Raw genomic sequence first — 13787 nt, forward strand, 5'->3', positions numbered from 1 at the left:
TGCTCTCCTATTAGAGGTTTTCACCTTTTGCTATCTTATGAAATAACTGTTTTCTAAGGGTTCTGACAGTAGCTGTATGTTCAGTATGGGCAGTCGCTGTTATTAAAGCGTGTACGGTCTGTTTAATAAGGGCGATTTGTTGGTCATTATAATTTTGAGTGCGATAACATATCAGCACTCTTAAGGCCGCAAGTGGATCTGCTTGCTGTTCGAACATCTCAAAATGTAAACCAAACTTTGATAAATCTCGTATGGGCTCCAAAAGCTCGATATTTATTGTTTTATCGGCCGTCTTTATGTCACCATTTAGCATATTGGTGGTATGAAATTGGATATAAAATTCACATAGATTGTCGGTTACTTCTTCTACGGCTACGGCGTCTTCTACGATGCTAAATGGAACATCGCTATAAGGAAGGCTGGATAAAATAGACGTTTTTACTTGGGCGATAAGTTCAGCAAAGGTTAGATGTTCGTTGATAGCGACCTGATGCAAAACAACGTTGGTAAAAAAGCCAATCGTGTCTTGAAACGCCACCGCTTCACGGCTAAACATTGAGGTGCCCACCAAGATTTTTTTACCGGCTCCGAGATAATATAGTGCTAGGGTGATACAGGCATACAGAACATGGAATAATGAGGCTTTATGGATGTTGGCCCATCTGCTCAAGGCTGCATGCACTGTTTTGTCAAACTCTATTTCAACAATAGCGCCGGTGTAATCTATGTCATCGGGTAACTCATTCTCTTGACTAAATAAGGGGCGTCCTTTCTCAACCTTACCTAAATAGGTTTTCCAATAATCAAGATGCTTACCTAATATTTCTTCGCGGTCCTGATTGAACACATATTCTATATAGGATTTAGGTGTCGACTGCCAAATGGGGAGCTGACCGTTCGCCCGTGTTTGATAAGCAGTTATCAGCTCTTGCATAAAGATTGCCGTAGACCACTCGTCAAATGACAAGTGATATATCAATAACGATAAAATTTGTTGATATTTATCATCTTTTAATAGCCGTACTCTAATAGGTATCTCTTTACTTAGATTAAACCCTGTCGTTGCTTCACGGTCCAATATTTGCTGATAATGTTCGCCATTTTGATGGCTTGAGTCTAAAAACCAGGCGTAGTCTGCCAAATCTGCCATCGGGATGACGTTTTGTAGGATGCTATCGTCTTCTGGAAGAAATAACGTACGCAGCGTAGGATGTCTTTCAATGACATCTAAAAATGCCTGTTGCAATAGGGTTTCATCGACTGAGTCAGAAAAGCGTAAGGCATAGGGGATATTGAACATTGGATTTAAACCAAAATCAGCGAGCTCAATGTAAGAGCTTTGAAGAAGACTGAGCGGAGCTCGATTAAGATTATTTTTGCCCACTTGTTTATTCTCTTTTTGTTTCTCCTCTCTGTGTTCATCGTCTTCGTGTTTGTCCGTAGGAGTCTGTACGTCTCCTGTAGAGCCCAATGACCCCGGAGACACTGATTTTTTTGCCAGCTCTTTTGCAGAAGGATGATTAAAAAAATCGACTATTTGGATGTCTAAATTATGTTTTGTTTTGAGTTTGCCAATAACTTTGCTGGCTAATAACGAATGCCCGCCTAACTCAAAGAAATTATCGTCTGCTGTGAGGTCTTTATCCTCTAGTACGTCTTTAAACGTGTTAAGAATAATATCCGTTGTCTGTTGTCGCTCTAGCGCTAAATTGGGGGACTGTACTGATGGTGTCGCCAACTCCTCTCGATTCGTGCTCACTGCCACATTATTGGCAGTTTGTGCTACAAAACTTGAGAATAAGGTGTCTGTAGTAGGGAATAAACTGACTACAACAGGGGACTTGCCTATGACAATGGCCTGTAAGTAATCAACAAACTGAGTTAATAAAAACGTCCCTAGTGAGGGCTCTACGATGTCCTTTAAGGTCATTTCTAGATGAAGGTTTTCATTGGCTTCTATTCTAAAAGCCAACGTAATATCTTGGTCTGTGTTGAGCGGTGGTACCGCTAAGCTTTTCATCCCTATATTTGCTAGGTTCAAATGTTGCGCTGCATCATCGAACTGGGTAATCAGTATATTGGGTAAAGCCTGACGCTGCGATTGGGTGATCGTGATAATTTCTTCAATGGCCCTATTATTTTCAATCGCCATTAAAACCTGATTACGTGTGTCTTCGACAAAATTATTGAAATTAGTATCTACCTTTGTTATGCGAATAGGTATCACATTAGAGCTGGTTTTTATTTGATTGAGCGCAGTGATAGCGTTGGTATCGACGACTGGCATTAAAACATCTATAAACTCTTTAGTGAACAAGGTGGCTATATAATTGCTAAAAAGTGCCACTATAGTATGGGTAATACTAACTTTTGTGTTGTGACTAAATTTTTTTATACTGTCTATAGCAATAACAGTACGAAATCTATTGGCGGCAGGTGATATGTCTAAATAATTGTGCCAACCATCATGACTAATCGATAACGTTTCTTTATGTCGTTTTAAATAGCTGTTTGGCAAGGTGGTCTTTATTAATCCATTTGGAAACTGCATGCGCCAATACGACGTTGATTTTTGTAAGCTTTCTTGCGGTGCAGTAAATACAGATGGCTGTGACGGCAAGTTTTCTTTAGCATAATAGTGATTTAAGGCATTAAAAATGGGTTGCCAAGCCGTATCATCTAGTAATATATGATGACCAATAATACCTAGAACCGTTGTATTGGCATCAACCGAAAAAAGTATAAATCGAATAGAAGGCTCTTTAGACAGGTTTATGGAAATAGATTGGAGTTCCAATATATAATTGATAGCCGCTGGTATACTCTCTATAGATAAAATAGGAACGTCTACAGGATAACAGGTTAAATGCTCTTTTTTTAAATCGCCGTCACTATCTAACTGATACGCGAGGTTGAGACTTGAATCTGCCCTATAAAGTTGTTTAATCGCCTGTACAAGTTGTTTTTTGTTTAAACCTCCCTTTAGCTCTAAAGCCATACTAAAAGGTCCAGCAGCAGATAAAGGGTCTTGTTGATGCAGCATCCAGGCACGTTGCTCTGCTAAAGTTAACTGTGAGGAGACTGTATGGTCTTGGTCTATAGTCGTATCAACAACGGTATTAGTGTCTATGGTATTAGTAACGATATTAGAGTTTGAAATACCAAGCGCCTCTAACTTTTTCTGAAAAGCAATATGCGTATCTTTGTTTAAGACAGTGTCATTCATAACTGAACCTTTTTATGCTTATATAGTCGAACCGTTTTTAAACCGATACGGTGTTAAGCTCGCTGAATATGCTATCTGCGCTCGTTTGCCTTGTATCGATTTTAAAATCGCTTGACTATAAATGTAATAATAAACGTTATAACCCACTTAGACTTATCGCCAAACTAACTTGTCTAAGGTTGGTTTTATTATCGTGAAACCATTCGGATGAGCGACTGAGATAATGTGTTGTTTAGATGATTTATTGTGGTGCTATTCGTTGTTGTACTAAATGAATCAGCGACTGTATCGTCGAGCAGGCAATCAACGCGTAAACGTCTATATAAATTTGGAAGTGAGCGTTGATTTTCTCTTTAATGGCAGCCAGTTGTTTGGGTCTAATGCCTAACGTTTGCAGGTCAACAGTTAGGTAGTCCTGTGATTTTGGTACAACGGATGCAAAACATTCGCTAATATATCTTGTAACCGCTGTTAGCGTTGTATCTGGTTTGGTATGATTGGACTGGTTTGTTGTCGCGGCTTTAGTGACCACACTAGGGGTCAAAGACTTGGTGGCCGCTTCATTATCATAAAGGCTGGATTGAGCCAAATTTTTTATCAATGTTCTATCAGCTTTACCGTTGGCGGTGAGCGGTATACTTTCTACATGTAACCATTTGGAGGGAATATGGGAGCTCGGGAGCTCATTGTTTAAACATTCTCTAAATTTTTTAGCAGAAATAGCCTGATGGTCTTTTGTCTGATAAACAGCCACCAGCTCATCTGTATCTAGCTTGGCATTATGCGTGCATAAGACGATGGCCGAGGTAATGTTTTCCAATTTCGCTATGGATTGTTCTACATCTAAAGACGCAATACGTACCCCTCTCACTTTCAGATAGCCTGCGTGTCTGCCCGAAAAGATGATATTGCCATCTTCACGTAAGTACCCTAAATCACTTGTCAAAAATCCGAGTTTAGTCTGCCCCTCACTATCGGTAATATTAACGAAATCAGACTGATCTAATTTTTTATTTTTTAAATAGCCGTTAGATAAGTTACCGCCCGTCATACATATCGTGCCAACAACGTTATAGGGGCAAACCTGTAAGTCATCATCGACAATATAATGTTCATTATTTGCCATGGCTTTCCCATAAGGAATGACCTCTATATCCTCTTTTTGGATGTTATGCCAAATGTTCCAAATGGTTGTTTCGGTAGGGCCGCCTATAGAGTAAAACTGTGCATGAGGGATTAGCTCTCTGAGCTCTTGGATAACGTAAGGCTTAATATAATCACCGCCTAATGTAATATGGCGGATGGACTGTAGCTGCGAAGCCGTAGCACAGGTTAGCAACATATCGACAATCGCGGGCACGCTAGACCAAAACGTAATATGATGAATATCGACCAGATTGGCCCAATCAATGGCACTTTTAGCTTGGGTGGGTGTGGGCAATACCAGTGTCGCACCGACAGATAATCCGCCAAAGATATCAAAATTGGACATATCATGATGAAAAGGTGTCACCGCCATGACGACATCTGACTGATTTAAACGCCATGTTTTTACCGATTGTTCGACTACATTTGCTGTGGCAAGGTGGTTTAGTACCACACATTTGGGAGTGCCTGTACTGCCTGAGGTATATAGATAGTAAGCTGGCGTGGTATCTATAGTATACTGATGATTGAGTGTGAGATTAACAGCAGTAGCAGTAGCAGTAGCAGACAAGATATTGTCAATATCAAGCCATTTAATATTATCTGCAATATCCCAATCTCCTTCTAGCGCTTTACTAGAGCCGATGATGGCATCTACATTGCTATTGTCTAAAAAGTATTGGATTCTTTTAGTAGGGGCTTGGATATCAATAGGTACCCAAATCACCCCTTGGAGCGCACAAGCCAAGAGGCTATAAATAAATTCAGGACTTCTATCGAGGCAAATAGCCAAAACCTGGCCACGCTTTATGTTGTTTTTCTCTAGCGCTTGGATAACCTTTGCCACCTCATTGCCTAACGTTTCATAATAGATGGCTGTATCGCCAAATATAATGGCCGCTTTATGGGGTATGGTTGTCCATAAATTCGAAGATATCTTACCTAGGTAGTCCTCTATAGCCACGGTGTCTGTCTCATGGTCTGTTTTGCTAGCAGGCGGTGAGTTGTCTGAAGTCAAGCTATTAGCCGTCATAAAACTATCAACAAGAGCTTTTGATAAACGGTCTACCGCAGCGGCATTTAAAAAGATAGTTTCAAGGGTAGCCGCAAATTGCTCGATAAAACTCGTAGATAATGCGTCAGTGGCGTAATCAAGGTCCATAACAAGACGGTTGTCTGCGGATAATGAAAGACGAATATCAAGGGCTAATTGTGGCGTCTGGGTGAGGCCAGAATGGTAACGAACGCCATGTGTTTCTAAGGTGGGTTCGCGCCAAGATAATCCATTAGTAATAGCAACAGGTAAGCTTATAATTTTACCTGTTTGCTTAACCAGCAGCTTACCTAACTCAATACCAGAGAATGACGCATGTTGCATGGCGGCTAATATGTCTTGTTGTACTGATTTAGCATATACAGATATCTGCTCTTGGGGGTTATATCTGCTTTCAAGAACAATAAAAGAGGAATGTGTGCCTAAGGTATTAATCATCGCTGAATTCGATATTGGCAGTGACACTATTATCTCATTGGTTGCCGTATAATGAGATAACGCCATAAGAATAAGGGTGGTTAACAGGCTATTTGGTAATAGTTTGTCTTTAGCCGCTATTGCTATTAAATGTTTGTAATCTTGCCCATCAATTGAGATGGTTTTTCTACTATATTGAGCACAGCCAGAGTCAGAACGATAGATGCTATCTAATTCTTTTTCCCAAGGCAGTTGCATGACGGTGGTTATAGGTGCTAGCTTTTGTTGCCAATATTGTTTATCAACGTCTTTATTGTCATAAAGGATAGACGCCTTATTGTTATTTTGTTGGGGGGTATGTTTGCTTGGATGTTCCTTAATAGTGTCCTTATTCTCACTAAAGGCGTCTAGTATAATTTGATTTATGGCATAACCATCAAATGTTAAACCATCAAAGCTTGTAAAAATAATAGTTTCTTTATCGGATTCATTATCTTCTTTAGCGTTGGCGGGCAGGTTGAACAACCAGAATTTCCATAGTGGCTGTTTCAAAAGGTGCTGATAATGGGAATAACGCGCTCTTAATTGTTCGTAAGTGTGTTGAGCCTCTATAGGACTGCTATCGGATAAGTCGATAACCTCAAACTGACTGTCTCCCGATTGCCAAACGTTACTTTGTAGTTTTTCAGCATCAATCGTGGTGCGTAATACATCGTATTTATCCACCAGTCTTTCGAGGTTCTTTTGTAAAGTCTCAGCATCTATATTGCCTCTATACTCCCTAAAATCATGCATTGCTAAGCCACTAAGGGGTAAAATATTTTCTCTTGCTAATAGATACGCTTTTTGTAGAGGATTTAAAGAATCGGACCGTGTTAAAATCATACGAGTTCACCTTCTATTACTGATAAAAATGCAGTAGCAATCGGCATTGCCGTTTCGGGTTTTTTTTCTTCAACCAAACTGCCAAGGTTGCTGGCTGTTCTCTGGATAAAAATATCTACAATAGTTAAATTAGCGTTTTGGAAATACTGATTAATGGCATTCACAAAATGGGTGGCCGTGAGAGAATCACCACCAATATCAAAAAAATCGTCCGTTGCCGCAATCTCGGACATGGCTAAGCCAATTATTTTAGAAGCTATGTAGACAATGACATGCTCAACGGCGCTATTAAATTGCGCTTTTTCTTGCAGTTGATTAGAAGAGAGGTAACTTGACAGTAACCGGTCAACATCTACTTTATAACTATCAGACACTGGGAATTCATCAACGGTCTGATAAAAATGTGGCATAAGATAAGACGGGAGCATTTCTACTAATTGTTCAGTAATATAGTTATTGATGAGTAGGGTAGGCGTCGAATCGGCAATTAAAAAGGCAAATAGTTTTTCGGCATGGTAACAGACACAGACGTTGGCAATACCATCTAATCTGCGTATCTTATCTGCGATTATTTGTGTCGGTATGAAGCAACCTTGACGCTCTATATAGGAGTGATAACTTGTATATTGTTGAATCTCAAATGTATCATCGTAATAGGCCAAATCAGATTTTCTATGCACTTGTCGCATGTTGTGATCGGTGTTCGATGGTGTCTCACGCCTTTGAGTTGTCAGGGGTTCTTGAGTCGCCAGCGTGCCTATTACCCAAGCCGGACAAGTCAATCCTAATTTATTATAGATGGGGATATGAGGCAGGGGCGGACTAATTATTGATTTGATGCTGTTAGAAGTGGCTAAATGAGTATCTAGCGTGTGGAAAACATCTGTCAAGGCGTCATCTGTCTTTATCGTACCCGCTACAAATGCTTTGATAGCATGGATATAGTAGTTGAACATGTCAGTTGCACTATTGCCTTTAAAGGCATCGTGGCGTATGTCCCAATTAATCACAAGCCTACTATTTAGGTAGGCAATTTGTGCGTCCAAATCAACTTTTGGCCCTTGGGAAACACAATATACGGGCTCACCAAAGGTTTTTTGGAAGTTTTTTGAAAAAATTTCTTTAGAGTCTAATAAGGAAGAAAAGACAATAGGGGAAATTTCATGCTGATGGGTGAAGTCTGATAAGTCTCGAAGGACATGAATACCCGAATAAGCCGTATGTTCTTTTATAGCGCTTAATTCATTATGAATCTGTTCATAAGTCTCTATAAGAGACTGCTGACCACTTAGTGCTATATTTAATAAAGTAAACTCTGAAAATTCACCAATCACATTTTTTAAAGCATCAGGTTTGTTAAATAAAGGGTAATTTAAACGAAAATAGTTATTTGTCGACCATCTGCCGATACTTAAACCAAATAAGGTTAACAATATCTCTGACATACCTAAAGATTGTGAGACGGCAAAAGCGTGTAGAGACTCGGTTTCTTGCGCTGATAACGTATGGCAGAGACTGTTAGTTTCGATAACCTCGCCTCTGAGTCCCTCAGCAATACGCGGTAATTGGGGTATGGGCGCAATAGTATCTAATCTACCTTGCCACCACCGTTTATCTGCTTCTACCTTTGTACTATGAATAGCGTTGTGTTTTTTTTCGTTGAGATAGTCAAAATAAGCGGTGGGTTTAGCGTCCGCTTGATGCCATGGTGGCGATAATTCATTATGGTGAGGGCTATTATTGTTATGAATGTTATAGCTATTATAAACAGTGCTGAGATGTTCTAAAGCGGTAAGCAACGTCACGGGGTCAACGCTGATCATATCGACATCGATATGTAAGTAGGTTTTATGATGAGGTAGGACGCTCACGCTAATAGCAAAAACCTGCCCTTGGCTGATGTTAAGCTTTTGATGAGCAAAGGTGCGTCTTTTTTCTTTTAAAAAGGCTTGTATCTCTGCGGCAGACTGTTTGGTTAAGTCATCAACATGGATGACGTTATCAGGATGATAAAAATTTGCAAATGATTGCTTGCCTTGATTAGAGACTTGAATCGTTAACATGGGGTGTTGTTGAATTAGCTCTAGAACCGATGTTTTCAGATGACCAATACGAAGAGTTGGACTATCAAATTCCAGATAAATATGCGCCGACATACCTTCACTTTGTCTGCCTACCCAATACGCATACTGCATGTTAGAGAGTTCATACTCCTCGTTATCAGAAGTGGCATACTTATTTTCGATAATGCTTTGAGAAGATGCTGACCCATTATCGCTGACTGCTTCCTCGCTTGTCATATTTGTAGGGTTTTTTGCACCCTCAATTTCATGTTGGATAATTTGCAACCATGAATCAACATTAGGTTCGGTCACAAAGTCGATATAAGAAAACTCCTTATTGTATTGTTCGCTAAAGGCATCGACAAGTTCCATCACAATTAATGAATGTAAACCAAATTCGATAAGATTATCGTGCGTCTCTATATTTTCATTTTGCAGGACTTGTCTAACCTGCTCTAGCAAATCACATTGTAAGTTCATAAAGCTACCATATTTATTGTTGTATTTGTTCGGTATTGTTTATTCATATACCCAGCGTGGCCCCACCATCTATAACGATGTCATGCATGGTTATATGGGCAGCGGTAGGCTCAAGTAAGAAAATGATAGCGTTAACAATATCTTTAGGATTAGCGAGTTTTTTGAGCGGAATACCCACTTTATAATTAGCGTGATCACCATTAATGGTATAGCGTATATTTGCCTCACTATCTAAACAGTTATCCCAAAGACTTGTTAACATAGGCGTCATCGTAGAGCCAGGCGAGACTATATTCACCCGAACATTGTATTTCGCCAATTCAAGACCAATGGCTTTCGCAAAATGGGTAAGCGCAGCTTTTGTCGCACCGTACGCGGCCATGCCTACTCGCGGTGTTCTTCCAGCGTTTGAGGAAACAATAACAATACTGCCTTGTTGTTGTTGTCTAAAATGCGGTATTAAATAGTACATAAAATAAAAAACAGCATCGACATTTATGGCAAACATCTCCCTCCATTGTTGGCTAGTGATATCCTCATGCTTATCGGTGTACATAACGCCAGCCACATAAGCAACATATAGCGGTGGGTGCGTGGGTAACAGCTGTTCACATAATGCGCCAATTTGCTCTTCACTGGTAACATCACAAAGATATAAGGACAGTTTAGGATGCTTAATGATTTTTGATATGTTATCTAAATCTCTATCCAAACCTATTACGTCGTAACCTTTAGCAAGCATAGATTCAGTTAACGCCAGTCCGATACCTTGATTTACCCCAACGATCCATATAATTTGTTGTGTCATAACAGTCACTTATTGATATCTATTTCTACGAACGAATAATTTCAGCTGTGGTTACTACTTTTCCTAGATTGCGTTGCACATAATTTAAAGCGAAAATATGGTCTTCTCTAGAAAAGTCAGCGACGGCATCTTCGACAACAAAAGGCTTTATATTGTCCATAAATGCCACAGAAGCAGTTTGTAATACGCCGATATGCGCATATACACCGCAAATAATGATTTGGTCTTTTTTCTGGTTTTGCATATCCTCGCCTAGCTGAGTTCTATAAAAGGCGCTGTAACGCCATTTTTCAAGAATAATATCATTGTCTTCTGGCGCTATTGAGGCAGTGATATTTTCTTGACCTAATTTATCGGGTTCTGTCAACCCTTTCCCCCACATATCTGTTAATAAGCCTCTATCTTCTGTAGATTGTTTTTGGGGCTGCGCTGAATAATACACTTGAACATTATGGTCTTTCGCCCATTGTTTTAACTGTTTTATATGCTCAATAACAGAGGCAATAAGCACGCTATTAGCACCATAGAAGCTTAAGAAATAGTCTTGCATGTCATGAATCAATAAGACTGTTTTATTGGCATCTATGGTCCAATTCACTTTTGCTGTTGGATACTCATGTTGCTGGATAAGCTCGTAATTATTTATTTTGCTAATGCTCATAAAAAGCCTTATGCCGTAGGTAAAATGAATGGTGAGGGCATTCGATAATCAATCTATTTGTTGTTTTTAGTCACTTTAATGGCGGATTAACTGGATTATGTCAGGGGCGTATACGCGATGTTGATTAAGTTATTCATGTAATGTAAACACATTTAACATCGTTTCTAGCTTTTTTTGAGTTTCTATCCATTCTGAGTCTGGACACGAGCCTGCAACAACACCAGCACCTGCATATAAAGACATATGATTACTCTCTAAAAGCCCACAGCGAATGGTCACTAACCATTCACCGTTGCCTTGCGTGTCCATCCAGCCAATCAAACCGCTATAAAATCCACGCTCATACGTCTCTTTGCTTTGAATGAACTGTTTTGCCTGCTCTGTCGGGGTGCCACATATCGCGGGGGTGGGGTGGAGGTTTAATGCTAAAGTAAGCGCATCGGGGGCGTTGTGTCGCAAGGTGCCATTGAGCACTGTGGAGAGGTGGAGCATGGTGGAGGTTTCTAAAATTTCTGGTGTTTCTGTCACCGTCAAGCTAGAACAATAGGGCGCTAAATGGCTCACTACTTTATCGACAACCAAACTGTGCTCGCGTTGATCTTTCGGCGAACTTTTTAGGATTGTTTTATTTTTTAGGTCTTGTTTGAGGTTTTTGGTCAGTGCCAACGACCCCGCCAAGGGGTTACTTTTTACGCGGTGCCCTTCTTTAGATAATAATAATTCCGGACTTACCCCGACGATTGTTTCAGTATCCGATACCGGCACCGCAAAGGTATAAGCTTGCGGGTTTTTTTCAACCAAGATTTTAACCAAACTCGCAACGTTTGGCGCACTGTCTATTTCTAACTGCAACATACGCGATAGGACAACTTTACTTAACGCGGTTTTTTCAATGGTGTCCAAAGCGTGTTCTACCAGTTCTTTGAAATCTTGTTCGGACACCGAGCTTTTAACTTGGTGAACGTTAAATTCTTGTGGCTTACTATCAAATAAGTCATCGAGACAGCTTTTTGTGGATTCAGTGTAAAAGCTTAAACTGGAGTTTTGCTGCGTATCAAAAGGAATAGCACCCATTAGGATAGGGTTTGGGTTGCCTGCTGCTATTAACCTAGAAAACTCATGATCAATGTGGTTTTTTAGGATGGCAGTATCTTTTGCTGGCGTTGCTATACAGGACACAAGTTGACTGGCGTGAATTTGGTATTTATCGGCAATAAAATAAGCGTCATTTTGGGTAGATATTTTATTATTTCTATAGTTGCTGGGGGCATATGTGCTGTTTTGGGATGTTTCTTTAACAAAACGGCTTCTTTCTTCTTGAAGAGTATTAAACATTGTTATGCCTTTTTTAAATTGTAGTTATTATCTTTTCTTTATTTTTCTAAAACAGATAAAATTGCATCAGAGTTAAGTAAAGAGTTTCTTAACCAGTGAGCAAACATATCTAGATAAGTCTACTAAAAAAATTCCGATGTTTTTTTAAACATTCCCAATCATACGTCGTCACTTTTTTCGTATTTTTTAATACTTAAGTTGAACGTCTCGTTTATTTATTGGTTATATTTTTTACCATGTACAACAATGAACTATTGTTCATTAAAAATACTCTCATTTAATTTATTGTAGACGCAGACGATAGTAACGACTGCAGGTTTTTTAAGCATTTGGGGATTATATATACAAAAGATTTTTATTTCAATGTTAATGATAATAATTATCATTAACTTTACAATTATCATTAACAAATAGCAACATAGACCTAGAATAATCAGCTGTCTAGGCAGACACTCATATACAATAATTATTATTGTAACTTTATGTAAAAATGTGTATAAAATAAATTTTTTAATAGTTATGAATATAAATTTAGTTGTCAATAACATATAAGATATTGATATTTAATAATATTTTGCATAGTAAGAATATTTTTTTTGGGTGATTTTTTAAAATCTTAGATATTTTCGGTTTTAAGCAGAACCGCCAATAGGTTAGCGTTATTATGAGGTTTAAATGGTTTTATCATTAAAAAAAGCGATGAATAGCAGGAAAAATTAATGTTGCTAGGGCGTGTCCCTAATTGGAAAAAGCGCATATATCTTCTAAAATAAAGCATGCATTTTAGAAGATATGAGGCAAATAACTAAGATGGCCAGACAAGCATTAACCGATAACCTTTGGGAACAGTTACAGGTAACTATGGCACAGCATGGTTGCTATCAAAAAGAAAAGAATCGCGAGGTTATGGAAGCTATTCTCTGGAAACTCCGTACAGGCGCTCCTTGGCGTGACATACCTAAAGAGTTATGCCCGTGGAAAACTGCTTATAATCGTTTTAATCGATGGTCAAAGACTGGTTTGTGGCAGAATTTTTTTTGGCTTACGAAAGGAAGTTGATACGGAATAAGTATTCATCGACGGAAGTTATATACGGTGTCATCAGCATGCAAGTGGAGCTCGGCTTGGTGAATGTCGAGCAATTGGACAAAGCCGTGGCGGAGCAACTACAAAGATACATTTATCCTGTGATGCCGATGGATATCCGCTCGATTTTAAAATCACTGGGGGTGAAGTCCATGACAGTCAAGTTGCAGGTGAATTGATTAAAATGATTGGACAAGCTGATTGCTGACAAAGGCTATGATTCAGAGTCTATTAGAGACAAAGCTCGAAGCTGCGATATGATACCCGTCATTCATAAAAGAAAGAATACCAAACACCCTAATCCAGAGTTTGATAGCTATTTGTATAAACTGCGTCATCTTGTTGAAAATATGTTCGCTAGACTTAAGCATTTCCGCAGTATAGCCACTCGCTATGAAAAGTTAGCTCGTAACTTTAAGTCAATGCTTTACTTGGCCTGCACTATCATTCATTGCAAAATAAATTGAGGACACGCCCTAGTTACTTTACTCAGATAATAGGTTATGATAATGATAATGATAATTATTATCATTTTATAGTTAGTGATTTATTTTTAGGCGATGGATGGTAGAAACGTTCTTATGAGGTATAAAAATCTACTATGTAACGACTCATCGCTAAGAATT

Annotated in this window: 6 protein-coding genes and 1 pseudogene; 1 reads left to right on the top strand and 6 read right to left on the bottom strand. The window is 39.1% G+C overall.

Features of this window, described 5'->3' with window-relative positions; translation table 11 throughout:
* Positions 1–10: 10 nt before the first annotated feature.
* The 6 genes from AK822_RS04075 to AK822_RS04100 all read right to left on the bottom strand — a co-directional run bounded on the left by AK822_RS04075 (position 11) and on the right by AK822_RS04100 (position 12075).
* Complete coding sequence (locus AK822_RS04075) at positions 11–3226, bottom strand: condensation domain-containing protein (protein ID WP_060490653.1); 3216 nt, start codon at positions 3224–3226, stop codon at positions 11–13.
* A gap of 241 nt (positions 3227–3467) precedes the next feature.
* Positions 3468–6728 (bottom strand): AMP-binding protein, encoded by a 3261-nt coding sequence (locus AK822_RS04080; RefSeq protein ID WP_060490654.1) that lies wholly within the window; start codon positions 6726–6728, stop codon positions 3468–3470.
* Positions 6725–9271 carry a condensation domain-containing protein gene (locus AK822_RS04085; protein ID WP_060490655.1) on the bottom strand — a complete coding sequence of 849 codons (2547 nt, stop codon included), beginning with the start codon at positions 9269–9271 and terminating at the stop codon, positions 6725–6727. The genes AK822_RS04080 and AK822_RS04085 overlap by 4 nt, the downstream gene beginning before the upstream one ends.
* A 43-nt stretch (positions 9272–9314) precedes the next feature.
* On the bottom strand, positions 9315–10079 hold the full coding sequence (locus AK822_RS04090) for an SDR family NAD(P)-dependent oxidoreductase (protein ID WP_060490656.1): 765 nt from the start codon (positions 10077–10079) through the stop codon (positions 9315–9317).
* A gap of 25 nt (positions 10080–10104) precedes the next feature.
* On the bottom strand, positions 10105–10740 hold the full coding sequence (locus AK822_RS04095) for an isochorismatase family protein (protein ID WP_060490657.1): 636 nt from the start codon (positions 10738–10740) through the stop codon (positions 10105–10107).
* Positions 10741–10869: 129 nt separating this feature from the next.
* A complete protein-coding gene (locus AK822_RS04100; protein ID WP_060490658.1) occupies positions 10870–12075 on the bottom strand; it encodes an isochorismate synthase in 1206 nt (401 codons plus the stop codon).
* Between the two features lie 810 nt (positions 12076–12885).
* On the opposite strand from AK822_RS04100, the pseudogene AK822_RS14615 reads away from it, so the two are divergent.
* A pseudogene (locus tag AK822_RS14615) lies at positions 12886–13628 on the top strand (IS5 family transposase).
* Positions 13629–13787 lie beyond the last annotated feature (159 nt).

Source organism: Psychrobacter sp. P11F6 (genome assembly GCF_001435295.1).
Classification (GTDB): domain Bacteria; phylum Pseudomonadota; class Gammaproteobacteria; order Pseudomonadales; family Moraxellaceae; genus Psychrobacter.